The sequence below is a fragment of the Enterobacter cloacae complex sp. P13B genome, from assembly GCF_014895915.1.
In the GTDB taxonomy this organism is placed as follows: domain Bacteria; phylum Pseudomonadota; class Gammaproteobacteria; order Enterobacterales; family Enterobacteriaceae; genus Enterobacter; species Enterobacter bugandensis.
Window position 1 is genome coordinate 39043 of the sequence record NZ_JADBQN010000005.1, and the last position, 19437, is coordinate 58479.

Consider the following 19437-nt stretch of genomic DNA (forward strand, 5'->3'; position numbering starts at 1 on the left):
CCGAAAGGAAAAACAGCGGCCGTTAACCCGGCCCCTCGCTCCCCGCTGCCAGCAGCGGCACCACCACGTCGCTGATGGGCACCGCAATGCCGTGTTTGCGGCCGTAGCGCTGGATGACGCCGTTACGGATATCCCACTCCATCGGGCGATCCGCCTGACGGTCAGCGAGAATCGACGTACCCAAATCCACGGGCGCGCGTTGGAAGTTCTCCAGAATCTCCTGCGCCACCTCATCGTTCAGCTTCGCCCCTTCAGCGCGGGCGACGGTCAGCCCTTCGCGCAGGTAGGCCAGCGCCAGCTCGCTGACATCCTCGCGCCTGAACATCCCGGCGCGGCGGTTGGCCAGCACCATCAGCCCGGCGACCGCGTTTTGCAGCAGCTTGCGCCAGGCGACGGTGGCGAAATCTTCCGAGAGCTCAACCGCGCAGCGCGTATCACGAAGCGCTTCGACCACCCGCTGCGCCAGCGGAACGTCCGGCAGCGTCAGGTGCGGCTTCGCCCGGAGCCAGACGGAGGCATCCGGCTCGCGCTGCGCCGGGAACCAGACCACCGACGGCAGCACCGTTGCGCCACTGACCAAAGGCTCAAGCTGCGCCTTCTGCTCTACGCCGTTTTGCAGCGCGCAGACCACGGTGTTTTCATCGCACAGCGCGCGCAGCCACCCGGCGCTGTCGGAATTTTGCGTCGTTTTTACCGCCACAAAAACAAGATCTGCGGGGCGAGTAATGACGGACGGATCGGTGAATACCGGACCGGGCACAACCGTTTCCCCCTCGTCGTAACGCAGGCGTAATTCCGGATGCGCGGTGCGTCCGCAGAGCAGCGGCGTGCGGCCAGCGTCATGCAACACCGCGGCAATGGTGGTGCCAATCGCACCGGGACCAATCAGCGCAATCACTGGATTCTCAGACATGGTTAACCCCTCTTTTCGCTAAGCCTGCTAACAGTTATACCACCCTGAAAAGTGAGCGCCACGTCGTTGTCTATACTCAACACACAACAGACAACGGAGTGCGCCATGCCTTTACCTGATTTCAAATCCTCTGAACCGTTCACCCTCGGCATCGAACTCGAACTGCAGGTGGTTAACCCGCCGGGCTACGATCTGAGCCAGGACTCCTCTGCCCTCATCGCCGCCGTCAAAGACGACATCAAAGGCGGTGAAGTCAAACACGATATCACCGAAAGCATGCTCGAAATCGCCACCGGCGTGTGCCAGAACATTGACCAGGCGGCGGCGCAGTTCTCGGTGATGCAGCAGAGCATCCTGCGCGCGGCGGCGGAGCAGCATATTCAGATCTGCGGTGGCGGGACGCACCCGTTCCAGAAATGGCAGCGTCAGGAGGTGTGCGACGACGAGCGCTATAACGTCACGCTGGAGCGCTTTGGCTATCTGATTTTGCAGGCAACGGTGTTCGGACAGCACGTGCACGTCGGCTGCCGGACCGGGGATGACGCCATTTATCTCCTGCACGGCCTGTCGCGCTTTGTGCCGCACTTTATCGCCCTGGCGGCCGCCTCGCCGTACATGCAGGGCACCGACACGAAGTTCTCCTCGTCGCGGCTCAACATCTTCTCCGGGTTCCCGGATAACGGCCAGATGCCGTGGGTTAACAGCTGGCAGGAGTTCGAGGGGCTGTTCCGACGCCTGAGCGCTACCAGCATGATCGACAGCATTAAAGATCTGCACTGGGACATTCGCCCCAGCCCGCACTTTGGCACCGTTGAGGTACGGGTGATGGATACCCCGTTGACGCTCGGCCACGCGATTAATATCGCCGGGCTGATCCAGGCGACGTCCCACTGGCTGCTGACCACGCGGCCGTATAAGCATCAGGAGCGGGATTTTCTGCTGTACCGCTTTAACCGTTTTCAGGCGTGTCGCTACGGGCTTGAGGGGGTTCTGACGGACGTGCATACCGGCGAGCACAAAACTGTGGCGGAGGATATCGCCTGGCTGCTGGAGCAGGTTGCGCCGTCGGCCGAGAAGCTCGGCGCAACGAGCGCCATCAAGGAAATTGCCCTGCTGTTAAAGCAGGGCAAGAGCGAGGCGCAGCGCATGCGGGACTTCATCGCCGACGGCGGCTCGCTTATTTCTCTGGTTCAGAAGCACTGCGAGCTGTGGGCGACGAGTCCGTAAGGCCGTGGCCCCACTCGCGCAGGCGCTGGAACAGCACGAACAGCGCGGGGATAAACACAATCCCTACCACGGTTGCCACCAGCATGCCGCTGAACACCGTGGTGCCAATGATGCGGCGGCTCTGGGCACCCGCCCCGGTCGCCAGCATCATCGGCAGGACGCCGATGATGAACGACACGGCGGTCATCACCACTGCGCGGAAGCGGCGCGATGCCCCTTCCCGCGCGGCATCGACAATCGCCATCCCGTCCATCCGCCGCGCGCGGGCGAACTCCACGATAAGAATCGCGTTTTTCGCCGCTAACGCGATCAGCAAGACCAGACCGATCTGCACGTACACGTCGTTGGCGTAGCCCGCCAGCCATAGCCACACCAGCGCCCCGCCGATGGCGAACAGCACCGAAAGCATCACGCTCGCCGGGAGCGTCCAGCTCTCGTACTGGGCGACGAGGAACAGCCACGCCATCACCACCGCCGCCAGCACAATCCATACCGCCTGGTTGCCGGTCTGCTGCTCCTGATACGACATGCCGCTCCAGGCGTAGTCGTACCCGGCAGGCAGGCTCTGCGCCAGAATTTCGCCCATCGCCGCCATCGCGGTGCTGCTGCTTACCCCTTCCGCTGCCGAACCGCTTACCGATACCGACGGGAACTGGTTGTACTGCTGAATAAATGGCGCGCCGACGGTCGGCGTGATGGTGACGAGGTTGCTCAGACGCACCCGCTCGCCGCTGTTGCTGCGCACGAACAGCTCGCTGATTTGCTCCGCGCGCTCGCGCCACTGCATCTCGTTCTGCATCACCACGTGGTAGACGCGGTTGTTGACGCTGAAATCCCCGGCGCGGGTGCCGCCGAAGGCGGTTTGCAGGCTGCTGAAGATGCGCGACACCGGCACGTCGAGCCGGGCCGCACGCTCGCGGTCAACGGTCAGCGTCAGCTGCGGCACGTTGCTGCTCCAGGTGGTGAACACGCGGCTCAGCTGCGGATGCTGGTTGGCTTTTGCCAGCACCTCACGCGTGACGTGCTCCAGCTCCGCCGGGCTCTGCCCCGCCTGCGCCTGAATGCGCAGGTCGAAACCGGAGGCGTTGCCCAGCCCCGGCAGCGTCGGCGGCGCGAAGGTCATGATGGTCGCTTCCGGCAGGGCCAGCAGCTGGCGCTGAAGGGTGCCCATCACCTCGTCCAGCGGCGGGCGCTCGCTCCAGTCCTTCAGCATGATGGAGATAAACCCGCCGTTGGAGGCGCTGGTGCCGTTGAGGATGTTAAACCCGGAGACCTGAATGACGTCTTCCACCGCCGGGTTTTTAGCGATCAGCGCGCGCGCGGTAGCCATCACCGCTTCGGTGCGCTCCAGCGAGGCCGCCTCCGGCAGCTGGACGCTGGCGAAGAAGTAGCCCTGATCTTCCTGGGGCAGGAAGCCCTTTGGCATCGACATAAAGCTGAACGCCACCACCGCCGCCGCGCCTGCGGTGGCCAGCAGCGCCAGCCACGGACGCCGGTTGAATACGCTCACTATCCGGGTGTAAAGCGTGCGCGTGGCGTCCAGCCCACGGTTGAACCCACGGAAAATGGCGGCAGGCTTCGCCGGACGCGGGCGCAGTAGCATGGCACAGAGCGCGGGCGTCAGGGTCAGCGCCACCAGGCTTGAGAGCGTGACGGCGGTGGAGAGCGTCACCGCGAACTGGCGGTACAGCTCGCCCACAATTCCCGGCAGGAGCGCCACCGGCACAAACACCGCCAGCAGCACCAGCGTGGTAGCAATCACCGGCCCGGCAATCTGGCGCAGCGCCAGCGCGGTCGCCGCCGTGTGGCTCTGCCCTTCCGCCATCAGGGTTTCGACGCTCTCAACCACCACGATGGCATCATCCACCACCATGGTCAGCGCCAGAATAATGGCGAACAGGCTCAGCGTGTTGGCGGAGTAGCCGAGCGCGTAGAGCACCGCAAAGGTGCCCACCAGCGACACCGGAATGGCGAGGGCGACAATCAGCGTCGCGCGCCAGCTTTGCAGGAACAGGGAAACGACCACCACAACCGCCAGCATGGTCAGCGCCAGCGAGACGCCAATCTCTTTAATGGTGGCGGCAACAAAGGTGGTGGTGTCGAATTTTACCTCGTAGACCAGGTCGTCCGGGAAGCGCGTCGAGAGAAGCTCCAGCTCCGCGCGCACCGCGTCGGCCACGCGCAGGGCGTTGGCGGACGGCGTCGGGTAGATGCCAAGGTAAGCAGAGTCATGCCCGTTCAGCTGTGCGCCCGAGCTGTAGCTGCGCGAGCCGAGCTCGATGGTGGCGACGTCCTTCAGGCGCACCAGCTGGCCCATCTCCCCGGCGCGAATAATGATGTCGGCAAAGTCTTCGGCCTGGCTTAAGCGCCCCAGACCGTTGATGGTCAGCGTCTGCTGCTGGCCATTGAATACCGGTGGTGTACCGATCTGGCCCGCCGCCCCCTGCACGTTCTGCTCGCGCAGCGCCTGCGCCACGTCATCGGTGGTCACGTTCAGGGCGTTCATGCGGTCCGGACGCAGCCAGATGCGCATGCTGTAGTCCCGCGCGCCAAACATCTGCACCTGTCCCACGCCCGGCAGACGCGACAGCGCCTCGCGCACCTGCGTGCTGGCGTAGTTGCTGACAAACAGCGGCGTGTGGGTGTTGTTCGGTGAGTAAAGGCTTACACCCATCATCAGGTTGGTGGCGCGCTTGCGCACCTGCACGCCGTTTTGCTGTGCCTCGGTCGGCAGCTGCGCCACGGCCTGCGCCACGCGGTTTTGCACGTCGATGGCGGCGAGGTCCGGATCGGTCCCTGCCGCAAAGGTGATGTTCAGGCTGTAGCTACCTTCATCCGAACTGGTGGACTCCATATAGAGCATGTGATCCACCCCGTTAAGCTGCGTCTCCAGCGGCGTGGCGATGGCCTCCGCCACGTCAGCCGAGCTGGCGCCCGGCCAACTGGCAGAGACATTCACCACCGGCGGGGTGATCTGCGGGTACTGCTCCACCGGAATGATCCTCAGCGCGATCGCCCCCAGCAGGGTGATGACCAGCGCAATCACCATCGCGAAGCGCGGGCGTTTGATAAAAAACGTCAGCATGATGGCTCCTTAATTGAGTATCTGGACGGCAGCGCCAGGCTGCACGCGCTGCGCGCCGTCGGTAATCGCTCGCTCACCGGGCTTCACGCCGGAGGCAATCTGAAACTGCTGGCCGATCTGGCCGGCCACGTTTAGCGGGCGCATTTCGGCGTTGCCGTCGGCGTTAACGACCCAGGCAAAGTAGCCGTCGCCGTTCTGCTGAACCGCAGCGGCAGGCAGCGTCAGCACCGGCTGCTCGCTCGCCGGACGCAGATAAACATTCACATTGCCGCCGGGCAGCAGCTGGTGGCGCGGGTTAGCAAACTCGGCGCGCAGCATCACGCTGGCGGTGCGCGGATCGATGCGGTTGTCCACGGAGGTAAGTTCCCCGCCGACGCGCTGGCCGTTGCTGTCGATCAGCGCCTGCCAGGCCTGCTTCATGGCACCGATATCCGCGTGCTGTCCGGCTTTGGTGGCAAACGTCCCCTCCTCCAGCGCAAAGGCGATGCGGATGGGATCGAGCTGCACCACCTCCACCAGCACGCCGCTGGCAGGATTCACCAGGCTGCCCACGTGGAACTGGCTGTGGCCCACGCGACCGTCAATCGGCGAGGTGATGCGGGTGTAGTTCAGGGTGACGCTGCGGGTGTCGAGCCGGGCTTTCGCCTGCTCCAGCGCGGCGCTCGCCACGTCGCGCTGCATGCGGGCGTTGTCCACGTCGTGACGGCTGATGGCGTTGCTGTTGCCCAGGCTTTCGAAGCGGGAAAGCTGCTGCTGCGCCTGACGCAGCGTGGCTTCAGCGCTTCTCACTTCGGCCTGCGCCAGACGCAGTGCAGCGCGCGGCTCGGCGTCGTCCAGCTCGAACAGCACGTCGCCTTTTTTCACGTACTGCCCGTCGCGGAAGTTGATTTTCGTTATCACGCCTTCCGTACGCGCGCGCAGCTCAACGGTGTGAATGGCTTCGATGCGGCCCGGGATCTGGCGCTCGGCGGCGTGGGCGGTCTGCTCCACGGTGGCGACGCGAACGGGGACCGCGGCGGCGAAGACGGGTTGCAGGGTACTGACAAGAAGGGCGAACAGGAGTGGAAGTTTCATGGGAGTACCTCAGCGTTGTTTCTCCCCTCACCCCGGCCCTCTCCCCAAAGGGGCGAGGGTTAGGGTGAGGGGTAAGATTTTCGTTATGCAGCCTTACGGAACCTGCGGGTCAGTCGCTTCTCGATTTCGACGACGAAGAACATCACCCCAGCCACCGCCAGCGTCACGAACCAGTAGCGCAGCGGCAGCGCTTCGGTGCCGAACAGCATCTGCATAAACGGCAGGTAGATAATCGCCGCCTGGAGCAGGAACAGTACGCCCGTCACCAGCCAGATCCCTTTGTTCGCCAGCAGGCCGCGGTTGAGGGAGAACCCTTCGGTGTTGCGGCAGTTAATCATGTACACCCACTGGGCGCAGACCAGCATCTGCAGCAGCACGGTGCGGATGAACTCCGCGCTGTGCCCGCGCGGGGCCAGCCAGGCTTCAAGCGCAAAGGCGGCGATGGCAATCATGGTGCCGACGAAGGCCACGCGCCACACGGCGTAGGCGTCCATTACGTGCTGCCCGGTCTGGCGCGGCGGGCGGCGCATGATGTTGCGCTCGGCGGCCTCAAAGGCCAGGCCGAAGGAGAGCGTGGCGGAGGTCGCCATGTTCATCCACAGAATCAGCACCGGCGTTAGCGGAATGATGTTCCCCGCCAGCAGCGCAATCACGATCAGCAGCCCCTGCGCCAGGTTGGTCGGCATGATGAACAGGATGGTTTTCTTCAGGTTGTCGTAAACGCGCCGCCCCTCTTTCACCGCGCTGGCGATGGTGGCGAAGTTATCGTCCGTCAGAACCATGTCCGCCGCCTCTTTGGTGACTTCCGTGCCTTTGATGCCCATCGCGATGCCGACGTCCGCCTGGCGCAGCGCCGGGGCATCGTTTACGCCGTCACCGGTCATGCCGACAATTTCACCTTTGTCCTGCAGCGCTTTCACCAGGCGCAGCTTATGCTCCGGGCTGGTACGGGCGAAGATGTCATACTTCACCGCCGCTTCCGCCAGCTCGGCGTCGTCCATTTTCTCCAGCTGATAGCCGGTGACCGCCTGCTCGCTGTTGGTGATCCCCAGCATCTGGCCGATGCTCATCGCCGTCTGCGGGTGATCCCCGGTGATCATCTTGACGCGGATCCCCGCCTGCTGGCAGGCGTTAATCGCATCAATCGCTTCCGGGCGCGGCGGATCCATCATTCCGGCGATGCCGAGGAAGATCAGGCCGTGGCTCAGGTCGTCGTGCGTCAGCTCCTGCTCGCCGTTCGCCGGTTTGAACGCCGCGGCAACCATGCGCAGCCCCTGACGCGCATAGCGCTCCATCTCCGTTTCCCAGTACGCACGGTTGAACGCTTGCGCACCGTTACGCGTCTGCTGCTGGTTGCACAGGGCGAAAATGACGTCCGGCGCGCCGGTAATCAAAATCTGCTCCTCACCGCCAATCTGGTAGTGGGTGCTCATGTACTTGTACTGAGAATCGAACGGGATCTTGTTAACCAGCGTGGTCGCCACCGGCTCAAGGCTGGCCTTCGCCGCCAGCACCTTCAGCGCGCCCTCGGTTGGCCCGCCGGTGATGCCCCACAGGCCACGCTCGTCCTGAATCAGCTGGCTGTCGTTGCACAGGTCAACGGTGCGCAGGTACTGCTCCAGGACGGTGCCCGGCAGGATCTGCACCGGCTCGTCGCTGCCTTCCAGGTAGATATTGCCTACCGGCTCGTAGCTGTTGCCGTCCACGCGGTAGCAGACGTCGGCGGTGATGATGGCTTTTACCGTCATCTCGTTCATGGTCAGGGTCCCGGTTTTATCCGAGCAGACCACGGTCATCGCGCCCAGCGTTTCAACCGTCGGCAGCTTGCGGATAATCGCCCGCTTGCGTGCCATCGCCTGTACGCCCAGGGAGAGGATGATGGAGATAATCGCCGGCAGGCCTTCCGGTACGGAGGCGACCGCCAGGCTGATCAGGGAGAGCAGCAGCTCGCCCATCGGGATCTCGCGGAACATCAGGCTGAAGACGAACAGCGCGGCCATCATCGCCAGGATAATGGCGAAGATCGCTTTACCGAGCTTGTCCATCTGCACCAGCAGCGGGGTACGGTGCTTTTCAATGCCCGCCATCATCTGGTTGATGTGGCCGAGCTCCGTATCCTTACCGGTGGCAATGACCACGCCGATGCCGCCGCCTGCGCTCACGGTCGTCCCGGAAAAGACCATATTGGTGCGGTCGCCCAGCGGTAATTCGCCGCTCAGCGGATTCGTGTGTTTATCCACCACGGTGGACTCACCGGTGAGAATCGCCTCCTCCACGCGTAAATTATGCGCCTCGATTAAACGCATATCCGCCGGAATACGATCCCCCGCGCGCAATACAATAATATCGCCCGGAACTATTTCCGTCGTCGGTATGGTTTCATGGCTGCCGTTACGAATAACGCGCGCCTCGCTGGAAAGCATATTGCGAATACTCTTCAGCGATTTTTCCGCGTTGCTTTCCTGAATGTGGCCAATTAGCGCATTGATGACCGCCACGCCCAAAATTACCAGCGTATCGACCCAGTGCCCCATTACCGCCGTTAATACCGCGGCGGCCAGCAGAACGTAAATCAGCACATCGTTAAAATGGGCCAAAAAACGCAGCCAGGCGGGTTTACCTTTTTTCTCCGGCAGCGCGTTCGGCCCTGTTTTTTGCAGACGCGCCTGCGCCTCTGCACGATCCAGACCGCTGGCCTGGCTCTGCACGTGGGTAAGCACCTGCTCTGCGGTCTGCTGGTATGCCAGCCCGCCGGAAGGCGGCACGTTTGGGGAGTATTTTTTTTCGGTCATCATATTTTTCCTTCAATATCCGGTGAACAGAAGCCTGAATTCCTTTCTGGCTTAAATAAATTGATTTTAAAGTCTTGCGGGTAAAATTGATCTACCGCAATATATTTACCACTGGGTTATTCAAAATTGATTAAAATTATTTCGACGAGCTGATTTTTACAAAATATTTCTAAACCAATCCTAAACGAGGGGGAACCATGTTTGGTATTTATCGCGGACGGCGCCTGGCGTTATACATTGTCGCAGCCATTGTTATTGCGACGTTAATTGGATATAGCACCTATATGTTTGTAAAATTATTTTCGTGATGCAGACATTTATTTACATAGCGCGATATTAATTTAATCATCAGGATTAAATTATTCTCCTTCCGCGCATTATTCTTCGGGGGAAGGAATTATTTAATTAAAAAAGGGCCGCCGGGTTGATATTGCTTTACGTTAAAGGATGCCGGACAATGACATTTTTAACTGACGATTAACATTACGATGAAACACCCGTTGGAATCGCTGCTGACTGCGGGGGGCATTTTATTGATGGCCCTGATCTCTTGCTTACTGCTACCCGCGCCGTCGCTGGGTCTGGTGCTAGCGCAGAAGCTGGTTCAAACCTTTCATATGGTCGATCTGAACCAGCTCTACACCATTTTGTTCTGCGTGTGGTTTTTACTGCTCGGCGCTATCGAATTCTTCATCCTGCGTTTCGTCTGGCGCCGCTGGTTTTCACTGGCGTCGTAGGCCAATAAAAAAGCCGGGTAGCAGCGATGCCTTACCCGGCCTTTGTTTCGTCAATTTCAATGCGCCCGACTATGGTTCTCTTTTCGGTAAGCCCCGGGCGGCTGATGGAAGGTGCGGGTAAAGATGCGCGTAAACGTCTGCTGCGATTCAAAGCCGTAGCGCAGGCAGATTTCGTACACGCGCTCGTCAGATTCACGCAGATCCCGCGCCGCCAGCAGCAGCTTGCGCTCGCGGATGTAGCGCCCCAGGCTTTCGCCTTTGTACTGCATAAACAGCCGCTGTAAATGCCACTTGGAGTAACCCGCGTGGCGGGCGATCTCTTCGATGCGTAGCGGCTGGTGTAGGTTGTCATCGATCCATTCGACAATCGTATCAATGACCTGAGCGGAAATCGTCATGCTGCTCTCCCCCTCTGTTTCTTGGTTCAACATTATTCCCACCACTCACGAAATTGTTGCGTGCTATCGCTCACACGGACCGGCTCACCCAGCTCCGGCGTCAGCAGCCGATAATTTTTGTCCTTGCTGGCCCGCGCCAGCTGGATCAGCGGATCGTTCCAGGTGTGTTTCGCCAGCACGAAGCGTCCGTTATGCCCCGGCACCACCGCTTTCGCATTGAGGTCCGCCGAGGCCTGCGCCGTTTCATCCGGCAGCATGTGGATGTACTTCCAGTCCTGGTCGTACTGGCCGTTTTCCATGATGGCTAAATCCACTTCACCAAACTGCTCGCCGATGGCCTTAAAGTGCGGGCCATAACCGGAATCGCCGCTGTAGTAGACCTTCTGCTCTGGCGTGACAAACATGAAGCTGCCCCACAGGGTCTGGTCACGCTTAATGCCGCGCCCCGAGAAGTGGCGCGCGGGCAGAACATGAACCGTCAGCGCATCGCTGATGTGCACCGACTGGTTCCAGTCCCGTTCGTCGATAATCTCAGGCTTCATTCCCCAGTAGCGCAGGTGGGAGCCCACGCCGAGCGGCGTAACGACGCGCTTCACCTTCGGCAGCAGCGCCCGGATGGTGGCGTAGTCCAGATGGTCGTAGTGATCGTGCGAGATAATCAGCAGGTCGATTTCCGGCATGCTCTCCGCGCGCCACGGATACTCTCCCGCAAACGCTTTATTGAGGAACGAGAACGGCGCGGCGTAGTTGCCGAGGACCGGGTCGATCAGAATGCGTTTTCCCGCCAGCTGCATATACCACGAGGAGTGGCCGAGCCACACCAGCGTATCCTCCTCCAGAGGCAGGCTCGCCAGATCGGTTTTCACCAGCGGCAGCGGCTGCGCCGGACGAGCGTTTTCGGTTTTACGGGTCAGGAACTGCCACCACGCCACCAGCATGTTTTGCTGCCCGGTAAAGCCAGGCGTCGGGAGCGCGTTGTGAAACTTCCCGTCGCGATAGTGCGGAGAAGCCTCCACTTCCGTGAGCTGCGCACCCTGCGGCGGCTGGCCAAATCCGGCATTCAGAACAAACGGTAAACTCGCAGCTGAAGCAATAATCATGAGGAACACCACGCAGATGAAGAGAGGCTTTTTCATATCCTGACCCGAAAACGCGCGCCATCCGATGGTTTACGCGGGGGGAAACTTGATTATGAGTGAGTAAGCACTCATTATAGATATGATGATAAAGTCGTCAAGACGTTTTCGATCTTTGACATTCCGCGTTGCAGCGTGTCAAAGCACGTGTTTCAATCAGGGTTTTTATAATTGAAAGGGGGAAAAATTTAGTGGCACGTCCGAAAAGTGAAGATAAAAAACAGGCCTTACTGGAAGCCGCGACGGTGGCATTTGCACAGTCAGGTATTGCCGCCTCAACGGCGTTAATTGCCCGTAATGCGGGCGTCGCTGAAGGCACGCTGTTTCGCTACTTTGCTACTTTGCTACAAAAGACGATCTGCTGAATGCCCTTTACCTGCACCTCAAGCAGGATCTCTGCCAGACCATGCTGGCGAACCTCGATCGCACCCTCACGCTTCCTAAAGAGCATACCCGCAATATCTGGAACAGCTACGTGGACTGGGGGATTCGTAACCCCGTGGCGCATGCGGCGATCCGCCAGATTGGCGTGAGTGAAAAGCTGAGCGCTGAAACGGAACAGGCAGTGAAAGAGATGTTTCCGGAACTTCACGAGCTATGCCGCCGTTCGGTGCGCCCGGTGTTTATGTCCGATGAATTCAAAACGTTTGGCGATGCGCTTTTCTTATCGCTGGCGGAAACCACCATGGAGTTTGCCACCCGCGATCCGTCCCGCGCCACCGATTTTAAAGCGCTGGGTTTCGAAGCCATGTGGCGCGGGCTGGCTCAGGAGGATAACGATGGACAGTAAATCCCTGCAGGCGCACGCAAAACGCGTCGCGCTGGAGATGCCTTTCACCGAACACTGCTGGCCGTTTGGCCCCGAGTACGACGTGTTTAAGGTGGGCGGGAAAATTTTTATGCTGATGGCCACCGCGCACGGACGCCCCCACGTTAGCCTGAAATCCGACCCGGAAAAATCCCTGTTAAATCAGCAGATTTATCGTGGCGTTGAGCCGGGCTACCACCTCAATAAAAAACACTGGATTTCGCTCTACGGCACCGAGGACATCACGCCAGAACTGGTCGCCGACCTGATCGCGGATTCGTGGAACCTGGTCGTCGATAAGCTGCCGAAAAAAGACCAGAAATGGATACGCCCTGCCTGATTGTTCGTCTGTGCCGAACAGTATAACCGCTCGAATCGCACTTATCTTTTGCCGCTTCGCGCGGTAATCTGCTCTCCTTTCGCGCCCGCGCACGGGCGAATTTCATTACCAGGAGTAGTCATGGATATCATTTCTGTCGCCCTGAAACGCCACTCTACCAAGGCGTTCGACCCAACCAAAAAACTGACCGCTGAAGAAGCAGAGAAAATCAAAACCCTGCTGCAGTACAGCCCTTCCAGCACCAACTCCCAGCCGTGGCACTTCATTGTGGCCAGCACCGAGGAAGGAAAAGCCCGCGTGGCAAAATCCGCCGCAGGCACTTACGTGTTCAACGAACGCAAAATGCTGGACGCCTCTCACGTGGTGGTGTTCTGCGCGAAAACCGCGATGGACGACGCCTGGCTGGAACGCGTTGTCGACCAGGAAGAGGCCGATGGCCGTTTCAACACGCCGGAAGCTAAAGCCGCGAACCATAAGGGCCGCACCTACTTCGCCGACATGCACCGCGTGGATCTGAAAGATGACGACCAGTGGATGGCGAAACAGGTTTACCTGAACGTCGGTAACTTCCTGCTGGGCGTGGGCGCGATGGGTCTGGACGCGGTGCCGATTGAAGGCTTTGACGCGGCGATTCTGGATGAAGAGTTTGGCCTGAAAGAGAAAGGCTTCACCAGCCTGGTGGTGGTCCCGGTCGGGCACCACAGCGTGGAAGATTTTAACGCCACGCTGCCGAAGTCTCGTCTGCCGCTGAGCACGATTGTGACCGAGTGCTGATTCAAACGGGCCGCTGCACGCGGCCCGTTACGTTTTACTGATAACCAGCCTGCGGTGTGGATGTACATCGCGATCGCTTCCCCAGGCAAAGGCAATCCAGCGCTCTTCCAGCTCGGCGTAAGAGTTTACGGGCGTTAACGTCCATTCTTCTCCCACTGTACCGTCTGCCACGCTAATGCGATAGTTCATGGTGAACGCCCAGTCGATCATGCGCAGCCAAAACCGTTGCCCGTCCCCCGTTTGCTCGCTGTCGGAGACAACGATGTCGTATTCGCTGAGCACCCACTGGAAAAATAATTGCGGTAATCCGCTTATTACGCGCTGGTGGACGGCGCGCGGGGTGCGCCATACCATCACCTGCGTGGCGGCACCGTGGGGAAAGGTAATTTCTTTATGAAATGTAAGCTTCACGGCATACGCCGTATAAGGCTTACCGTCATCGGTAGTCACGAGACGATATTCATCACCATAACGCGATTTTAAAAGCCGGTATCCGACAGGCAGCAAGAACCCCGGCAGATGAAAATCCGCAGTACCCCGCGCCAGAAATGCTTCGGTATGTTCGACGTTTCGGGAGATAAGCCCGAGTTTTTGGCTGAACTCTGCGGAATCAATCATTAGTGGCGACATTAGTTGTTTCTCATCGCATAAGTATAGTCAACTTAACTTCCAATAGAAATCGCGTAAATTCAGCAAGTTGATTAAGCGTCAATAGAGCGTAATCTGCGGATGCTTTATCCCGCACACCAGCGCATAACGCGTTAATGTATCGAGACTCGCCCGGGTAATATTCGCTTCCATTCTTGATACCGTTGGTGCGCTGACGCCCATCCGCTCCGCCACCTGGGCGCGCGTCAGGCCAGCATGATTGCGCCATTGCGCCAGCATCTCCCGCAAACGCTCCTTGCGCTCTTCTGCATCAAAGGAAGCCTGAACCTCTGAATCGCTTAACAGTTCAGCCCTGAGTTCATCCCAGTCAATAATCTTCTTGCTCATCCCACATCTCCTGTTGTCGCTTCAGTGCCAGACGAAGTTCAGCAGAGGGCGTTTTTTGCGTCTTCTTAACAAACACGCGCAAAAGAAAAATCGTCTTTTCCCGCTGGTAAACATAGATACCTCGGGTATGGATCAGCCCAACGGTCCTTATTTCAAACAGGCCATGCGGCAATGGTTTGCTGTCAGGTTCCCGAAGAGCCGTCGGGTTTAAACGCAATTTATCAAGCTGGCGAATCAGCTTCGCCTTCACCCCAGCAGGCAGTAAGAGAATCTCTTCCCTTACCGCCTCATGAACGATAAGTCTGAACACGATATTTCATCCCTGATGATATTAGCATATAAGGCAATTTGCATTAAAGGCTAATTTAGCTTTTCGTGTCCCACCTTAACCATTTTTAACAGGAAGAACCGGACCCGCTTTGATTCCCTGAAAGCCCCTCGCAAAAAACTTACTTCCCCTGTGCCGCCAGCCATTCCATCGCCCTTTCCCCCGCCTCATCCACCGGCAGATACACCAGCAGCCGCGATCCGTTTCGCGGCGCGGAGTACCAGTACATCTGCTGCAGCGTAAAATCTCCCAATTCTGGATGGGTAAACAGCTTGAGCTGGTTCTCTACGCCGCGCACGTCGTTGCGCTGGTGCCACAGGGTTTTGAACTCTTCGGACACCGCGAAGAAGCGCGCCAGTTTGGCTTCCCAGAGCGGGTCGCCCCGGTGCTCGGCCATTGCCGCGCGGAAGTAGGAGACGAAAATCGGCAGCACGTCGTCGCGTCTGCCGAGACGCGCGCGCCACGCCGGATGGGTAAGGAACAGATAAATACAGTTGCGGTCTTCCGGCGGGATGGCGTTGAAATCGACGCCCATGAGATGCCCGAAGCTGTCATTCCACGCGACGATGTCGAAGTTGGGCTTCTGAATGCTGGCGGGTTTAGGCATCAGGGTATCGAGCAGGCGGCGCGTGCCTTCGCTGATGCCCTCGCAGCAGACCGCCTGCGGGGCTTCACCCGGCGGCAAGCCGGCGAGCACGAAAAGATGCCGGGCCTCGGTCGGGGTGCACTGCAGCGCTTTTGCGATGGCGGCCATCACTGCGCTGGAGGGGTTGACGTCTCTGCCCTGCTCAAGCCAGGTGTACCAGGTCACGCCCACGTCAGCGAGCATCGCCACCTCTTCCCGGCGCAGGCCCGGCGTGCGCCGCCGACCGCTGCGCGGCAGGCCGAGACGCTGGGGATCGAGGCTTTCCCGCCGGGCACGTAAAAATGCCCCCAGCTGTTTTCGGGTGTCATCCTGAAGTGAGGTGACGGGTTCAGACATCAAGGCCATAAATCCCCCTGCATGGTAGTGCCAGTACCAGTATAAGCAAGAACTGGTACCCGTTTATCAGATGGTTGATGCTACGACCATCTGATGAATGACGCAATGGAGTTACCATGAATACGTCAGTTGTTTCACCGGGTCGCGCAGGCCTGATATTGCTGTTAACCGGCCAGATGCTGCCGATGATTGATACCTCAATCACCAACGTGGCGCTGGACGCCATCACCCACTCGCTGCATGCCACCGCCACCGAGCTGGAGCTCATTGTCGCTCTCTACGGCGTGGCCTTTGCCGTCTGCCTTGCGCTCGGCAGCAAGCTGGGGGATAACCTTGGCCGCCGTCGCCTGTTTATGTGGGGCGTGGCCGTTTTTGGGCTGGCCTCGCTGCTGTGCGGGATGGCGGGAAATATTGAACAACTGCTGGCCGCACGCATCGTTCAGGGCGCGGGGGCAGCGCTCATCATGCCGCAGATCCTCGCCACGCTGCACGTCACGCTAAAAGGTAGCGCCCACGCGAAAGCCATTAGCCTGTTTGGCGGCATTGGCGGGATTGCGTTTATCGTCGGGCAGATGGGCGGCGGCTGGCTGGTGTCGGCGGATATCGCCGGGCTGGGCTGGCGTAACGCCTTCTTTATCAACGTGCCGATTTGTCTGGTGGTGCTGGCGTTAAGCCGCCGCTACGTGCCGGAAACCCGTCGTGAAACGCCGTCGCGCATCGACTGGACAGGCACCGTGCTGCTGGCCCTCATTCTTTGCTGCCTGCTGTTCCCGATGGCGCTCGGTCCCCAGTGGCACTGGCCGTGGTCGCTGAAGGTTATGCTTCTTGCCATTATTCCGCTGGCCTGGCTGATGGCGCGAAACGCGCGCAAAAAGGAGCGAGAGAATGCCCATCCGCTGATCCCGCCACGCCTGCTTCAGCTTCGCAGCGTTCGCTTTGGCATCGTGATTGCGCTGCTCTTTTTCAGCGTCTGGTCCGGGTTTATGTTCTGTATGGCGCTGACCATGCAGACCGGTCTGGGGATGGCGCCGTGGCAGTCCGGGAACAGCTTTATCGCCCTGGGCGTGACCTATTTTATCTCTGCCTGGTTCGCGCCGCGGTTGATTGCCCGCTACAGTACCAGCACGATTCTGCTGACGGGTCTGGCAATTCAGATAATCGGCCTGCTGGCGCTCATCGCGACGTTCCGGCTTTGGGGCGTGAACAACACCGCGCTGACGCTGGCCCCTGCCACCGGGCTGGTGGGCTACGGTCAGGCGCTGATTGTAAACAGCTTCTACCGCATCGGGATGCGCGATATCCAGCCTGACGACGCAGGGGCCGCAAGCGCCATTCTCAGCACGCTGCAGCAGGCCGCGCTGGGTCTGGGACCGGCCATTTTCGGGGCGATTTTGCTGCACGGGCTGCAGAATTACCACGGGGATTACGCGCAGGCGATTAACCTTTTCCTGGCGGTGGAAACCGGCCTGATGGTTATCCTGACTCTGGCGACGCTGCGCATGCGTCATCGTCTCTGCCTGCCGGTAGTGAAGGTCTGTGAGGCCGCCAAATAACCCTGTGAATTTGCATAATAGATCCGCAGCCGCCATTATGGGGCTGCATCAATACAGGAGACGTTATGCAGGAATTAATTGCTCAGGTTGAAGAGTTAGGGATTGAAATTAATCACACCACCTCTTTAGTGATTATCTTTGGTATTATTTTTCTCACCGCCATCATTGTTCATTTTATTTTGCACAAACTGGTGCTGCGCGCATTCGAGAAACGCGCGCAGGCCAGTAGCCATTTATGGCTGCAAATTATTACCCAGAATAAATTATTTCACCGTCTGGCCTTTACCCTGCAGGGGATAATCGTCAACGTTCAGGCGGTACTGTGGCTGCAAAAAGGCAGCGAAGCGGCGGAAATACTCACCACCTGCGCGAAGCTGTGGGTGATGGTTTATGCCCTGCTCTCCTTCTTCTCGCTGCTGGACGTGATATTTAATCTGTCGCAAAAGATGGCGACCGCCTCGCAGCTGCCGCTGAAGGGGATCTTCCAGGGCATCAAGCTGGTGAGCGCTATCCTGGTGGGGATATTGATTATCTCCCTGCTGATCGGCCAGTCCCCGGCGATTCTGATCAGCGGTCTGGGTGCGATGGCCGCCGTCCTGATGCTGGTGTTTAAAGACCCGATACTCGGCCTTGTGGCGGGTATTCAGCTTTCCGCCAACGACATGCTCAAGCTCGGCGACTGGCTGGAGATGCCGAAGTACGGCGCTAACGGCACGGTGACGGACATCGGCCTGACGACCGTTAAAGTACGCAACTTCGATAACACCATCACCACCATTCCGACGTGGGCGCTGGTCTCCGACGCCTTTATCAACTGGAGCGGGATGTCCGCCTCCGGCGGGCGACGCATCAAGCGCAGCCTGAATATCGATACCACCAGCATTCATTTTCTCGACGAGCAGGAGCAGCAGAAGCTGATTCAGGCGAAACTGCTGAAGCCTTATCTGGCCGCGCGCCATGAGGAAATTAGCCTGTGGAATCAGCAGAACGGCGAAGGGGAATCGGTATTAAACCTGCGCAAGATGACCAATATCGGCACCTTCCGCGCTTACCTGAATGAATATCTGCGTAACCATCCGCGTATTCGTAAAGATATGACGCTGATGGTGCGCCAGCTGGCGCCGGATGCCAACGGGTTGCCGATTGAAATATATGCCTTTACCAATACGGTAATCTGGGCGGAATACGAAGATATTCAGGCCGATATCTTCGACCATATTTTCGCGGTAGTGGATGAGTTTGGCCTGCGTATTCACCAGTCGCCGACCGGGAACGATATTCGCTCCCTGGCAGGCGTTATTGCCAGATAATCAGGTGCTGGCGCGGGAAATAAAGCGCCAGTCCATCATCACCCTTTCCGTGGGCGCATCCGGATTGTCGATTTTGTTTAAGAGAAGATTGACCGCCTTGCGCCCGATATCGCGCGACGGCTGTTCGATGGTGGTAAGTGAAATCATGTCCGCCAGCTCCGTACCGTCAAAGCCGACCACGGCAATATCCTCTGGCACCCGCAGACCTGCCTGCTGAATGGCGCGCAGCGCGCCCGCCGCCAGCGTATCGGAAACGGCAAATACCGCATCCGGCGGATTATCTTTTAACAGGTTTTGCATCGCCGCCATGCCCGCCCCGGAGCTGAGATCGCTGGCATACTCCACCGCCTGATAGTCCAGATCCCGCAGGTGGAGCACGCTCTTGTAGCCGCGTTCGCGCAGGCGGGCATATTTGTAGCTGAGATCGTGGTTGATCATCGCGATACGCTTGCGGCCGCCGTCGGCCAGCTGGCTGACGGCATGCTGTGAAGCGTCCACATCATTGATGCCGACGCAGGAGACCGCGCCCGCATCGGCGTATTCGGCGCACTGCACCCACGGTGCAGAACCAATCAGCGCGGCAAGTTCCGGCAGCTTCGAGAAGGCGTCCATGGTGATAATGCCGTCGACGATTTTGCCTGAAAGCAGGCTCAAGCCCGAGCGGGAGCGCTCGATGTCCGAGCCGGAGTTGCACAGCAGAATGCGGTAGCCGTTTTTCTCCGCCTCGGCTTCGATGCCCTTCACCACTTCGGCGCAGAACGGGTTGGCGATGTTGGACACCATCACCAGGATCATATAGCTGCGAGCGGTGCGCAGCTGACGGGCGAGCAGGTTTGGCTGGTAGTTGCTCTCCTGAATCGCCTGCAGAACGCGCTCGCGGTTTTTCGCCTTCACGGTGTCGCTGTTATTCAGCACGCGGGAGACCGTCGCCACGGAAACCCCGGCCAGCTGAGCGATTTTCTGAATTGACATAGCGACGATACA

At 59.3% G+C, this 19437-nt stretch carries 17 protein-coding genes and 1 pseudogene; 7 read left to right on the forward strand and 11 right to left on the reverse strand.

The window, feature by feature from the left end:
• Window positions 1-22 precede the first annotated feature (22 nt).
• A complete protein-coding gene (locus tag IM273_RS02235; RefSeq protein ID WP_193051099.1) occupies window positions 23-913 on the reverse strand; it encodes an oxidoreductase in 891 nt (296 codons plus the stop codon).
• A gap of 105 nt (window positions 914-1018) precedes the next feature.
• Here IM273_RS02235 and IM273_RS02240 point away from each other — a divergent pair, with 105 nt between their 5' ends.
• A complete protein-coding gene (locus tag IM273_RS02240) occupies window positions 1019-2140 on the forward strand; it encodes a YbdK family carboxylate-amine ligase (protein ID WP_041910994.1) in 1122 nt (373 codons plus the stop codon).
• Here IM273_RS02240 and IM273_RS02245 read toward each other — a convergent pair.
• The 3 genes from IM273_RS02245 to IM273_RS02255 all read right to left on the reverse strand — a co-directional run bounded on the left by IM273_RS02245 (window position 2091) and on the right by IM273_RS02255 (window position 9091).
• Complete coding sequence (locus tag IM273_RS02245) at window positions 2091-5225, reverse strand: efflux RND transporter permease subunit (protein ID WP_193051098.1); 3135 nt, start codon at window positions 5223-5225, stop codon at window positions 2091-2093. The genes IM273_RS02240 and IM273_RS02245 overlap by 50 nt on opposite strands.
• A gap of 9 nt (window positions 5226-5234) precedes the next feature.
• On the reverse strand, window positions 5235-6299 hold the full coding sequence (locus IM273_RS02250; RefSeq protein WP_193051096.1) for an efflux RND transporter periplasmic adaptor subunit: 1065 nt from the start codon (window positions 6297-6299) through the stop codon (window positions 5235-5237).
• A gap of 83 nt (window positions 6300-6382) precedes the next feature.
• Window positions 6383-9091 carry a cation-transporting P-type ATPase gene (locus tag IM273_RS02255; protein ID WP_193051108.1) on the reverse strand — a complete coding sequence of 903 codons (2709 nt, stop codon included), beginning with the start codon at window positions 9089-9091 and terminating at the stop codon, window positions 6383-6385.
• Between the two features lie 488 nt (window positions 9092-9579).
• On the opposite strand from IM273_RS02255, the gene IM273_RS02260 reads away from it, so the two are divergent.
• Entirely contained in the window at window positions 9580-9828 is a 249-nt protein-coding gene (locus IM273_RS02260; protein ID WP_041910998.1) for a DUF1158 domain-containing protein, read from the forward strand.
• A gap of 56 nt (window positions 9829-9884) precedes the next feature.
• Here the strand turns inward: IM273_RS02260 and IM273_RS02265 are convergent, their stop codons facing one another.
• Both IM273_RS02265 and IM273_RS02270 read right to left on the reverse strand, forming a co-directional pair.
• Window positions 9885-10226 (reverse strand): RamA family antibiotic efflux transcriptional regulator, encoded by a 342-nt coding sequence (locus IM273_RS02265; RefSeq protein ID WP_028012253.1) that lies wholly within the window; start codon window positions 10224-10226, stop codon window positions 9885-9887.
• 32 nt (window positions 10227-10258) lie between these two features.
• Window positions 10259-11362: a RomA family MBL fold metallo-hydrolase gene (locus tag IM273_RS02270; RefSeq protein ID WP_048998951.1), complete on the reverse strand. Its 1104-nt coding sequence runs from the start codon at window positions 11360-11362 to the stop codon at window positions 10259-10261.
• A 191-nt stretch (window positions 11363-11553) separates the two neighbouring features.
• Here IM273_RS02270 and IM273_RS02275 point away from each other — a divergent pair.
• The 3 genes and pseudogenes from IM273_RS02275 (at window position 11554) to nfsB (ending at window position 13284) form a co-directional block, all read left to right on the forward strand.
• Window positions 11554-12152 (forward strand): annotated as a pseudogene (locus IM273_RS02275) (TetR/AcrR family transcriptional regulator).
• Window positions 12142-12510, forward strand: coding sequence for an MmcQ/YjbR family DNA-binding protein (locus tag IM273_RS02280; protein ID WP_045260724.1), 369 nt, complete (start codon window positions 12142-12144; stop codon window positions 12508-12510). Before IM273_RS02275 ends, IM273_RS02280 begins: the two are co-directional and overlap by 11 nt.
• 120 nt (window positions 12511-12630) lie before the next feature.
• Window positions 12631-13284, forward strand: coding sequence for an oxygen-insensitive NAD(P)H nitroreductase (gene nfsB / locus IM273_RS02285; protein ID WP_047367650.1), 654 nt, complete (start codon window positions 12631-12633; stop codon window positions 13282-13284).
• A 27-nt stretch (window positions 13285-13311) separates the two neighbouring features.
• Here nfsB and IM273_RS02290 read toward each other — a convergent pair whose 3' ends face one another.
• The 4 genes from IM273_RS02290 to IM273_RS02305 form a co-directional block, all read right to left on the reverse strand.
• On the reverse strand, window positions 13312-13914 hold the full coding sequence (locus tag IM273_RS02290; RefSeq protein ID WP_045260722.1) for a hypothetical protein: 603 nt from the start codon (window positions 13912-13914) through the stop codon (window positions 13312-13314).
• A gap of 78 nt (window positions 13915-13992) precedes the next feature.
• Window positions 13993-14280: a helix-turn-helix domain-containing protein gene (locus tag IM273_RS02295; protein WP_028012247.1), complete on the reverse strand. Its 288-nt coding sequence runs from the start codon at window positions 14278-14280 to the stop codon at window positions 13993-13995.
• Window positions 14261-14590 carry a type II toxin-antitoxin system RelE/ParE family toxin gene (locus IM273_RS02300; protein WP_193051094.1) on the reverse strand — a complete coding sequence of 110 codons (330 nt, stop codon included), beginning with the start codon at window positions 14588-14590 and terminating at the stop codon, window positions 14261-14263. Before IM273_RS02300 ends, IM273_RS02295 begins: the two co-directional genes overlap by 20 nt.
• Window positions 14591-14729: 139 nt before the next feature.
• Window positions 14730-15599, reverse strand: coding sequence for a helix-turn-helix transcriptional regulator (locus IM273_RS02305; protein ID WP_047367648.1), 870 nt, complete (start codon window positions 15597-15599; stop codon window positions 14730-14732).
• A gap of 107 nt (window positions 15600-15706) precedes the next feature.
• On the opposite strand from IM273_RS02305, the gene IM273_RS02310 reads away from it, so the two are divergent.
• Both IM273_RS02310 and IM273_RS02315 read left to right on the forward strand, forming a co-directional pair.
• Window positions 15707-17143, forward strand: a complete 1437-nt coding sequence (locus IM273_RS02310; protein WP_045260720.1) for an MFS transporter — start codon at window positions 15707-15709, stop codon at window positions 17141-17143.
• A gap of 65 nt (window positions 17144-17208) precedes the next feature.
• Complete coding sequence (locus IM273_RS02315; RefSeq protein WP_041911005.1) at window positions 17209-18453, forward strand: mechanosensitive ion channel family protein; 1245 nt, start codon at window positions 17209-17211, stop codon at window positions 18451-18453.
• Here the strand turns inward: IM273_RS02315 and IM273_RS02320 are convergent, their stop codons facing one another.
• Window positions 18454-19425, reverse strand: a complete 972-nt coding sequence (locus IM273_RS02320) for a LacI family DNA-binding transcriptional regulator (protein ID WP_047367645.1) — start codon at window positions 19423-19425, stop codon at window positions 18454-18456.
• Window positions 19426-19437 lie beyond the last annotated feature (12 nt).

Excerpts from the sequence above, each read along its gene's own strand:
- IM273_RS02315 (WP_041911005.1), top strand. The coding sequence starts at position 17,209 with ATGCAGGAATTAATTGCTCAGGTTGAAGAGTTAGGGATTGAAATTAAT.
- IM273_RS02320 (WP_047367645.1), bottom strand. The coding sequence starts at position 19,425 with ATGTCAATTCAGAAAATCGCTCAGCTGGCCGGGGTTTCCGTGGCGACG.
- IM273_RS02310 (WP_045260720.1), top strand. The coding sequence starts at position 15,707 with ATGAATACGTCAGTTGTTTCACCGGGTCGCGCAGGCCTGATATTGCTG.
- IM273_RS02255 (WP_193051108.1), bottom strand. The coding sequence starts at position 9,091 with ATGACCGAAAAAAAATACTCCCCAAACGTGCCGCCTTCCGGCGGGCTG.
- nfsB (WP_047367650.1), top strand. The coding sequence starts at position 12,631 with ATGGATATCATTTCTGTCGCCCTGAAACGCCACTCTACCAAGGCGTTC.
- IM273_RS02280 (WP_045260724.1), top strand. The coding sequence starts at position 12,142 with ATGGACAGTAAATCCCTGCAGGCGCACGCAAAACGCGTCGCGCTGGAG.
- IM273_RS02250 (WP_193051096.1), bottom strand. The coding sequence starts at position 6,299 with ATGAAACTTCCACTCCTGTTCGCCCTTCTTGTCAGTACCCTGCAACCC.
- IM273_RS02240 (WP_041910994.1), top strand. The coding sequence starts at position 1,019 with ATGCCTTTACCTGATTTCAAATCCTCTGAACCGTTCACCCTCGGCATC.
- IM273_RS02260 (WP_041910998.1), top strand. The coding sequence starts at position 9,580 with ATGAAACACCCGTTGGAATCGCTGCTGACTGCGGGGGGCATTTTATTG.
- IM273_RS02265 (WP_028012253.1), bottom strand. The coding sequence starts at position 10,226 with ATGACGATTTCCGCTCAGGTCATTGATACGATTGTCGAATGGATCGAT.
- IM273_RS02245 (WP_193051098.1), bottom strand. The coding sequence starts at position 5,225 with ATGCTGACGTTTTTTATCAAACGCCCGCGCTTCGCGATGGTGATTGCG.
- IM273_RS02290 (WP_045260722.1), bottom strand. The coding sequence starts at position 13,914 with ATGTCGCCACTAATGATTGATTCCGCAGAGTTCAGCCAAAAACTCGGG.
- IM273_RS02270 (WP_048998951.1), bottom strand. The coding sequence starts at position 11,362 with ATGAAAAAGCCTCTCTTCATCTGCGTGGTGTTCCTCATGATTATTGCT.
- IM273_RS02305 (WP_047367648.1), bottom strand. The coding sequence starts at position 15,599 with ATGGCCTTGATGTCTGAACCCGTCACCTCACTTCAGGATGACACCCGA.
- IM273_RS02235 (WP_193051099.1), bottom strand. The coding sequence starts at position 913 with ATGTCTGAGAATCCAGTGATTGCGCTGATTGGTCCCGGTGCGATTGGC.
- IM273_RS02295 (WP_028012247.1), bottom strand. The coding sequence starts at position 14,280 with ATGAGCAAGAAGATTATTGACTGGGATGAACTCAGGGCTGAACTGTTA.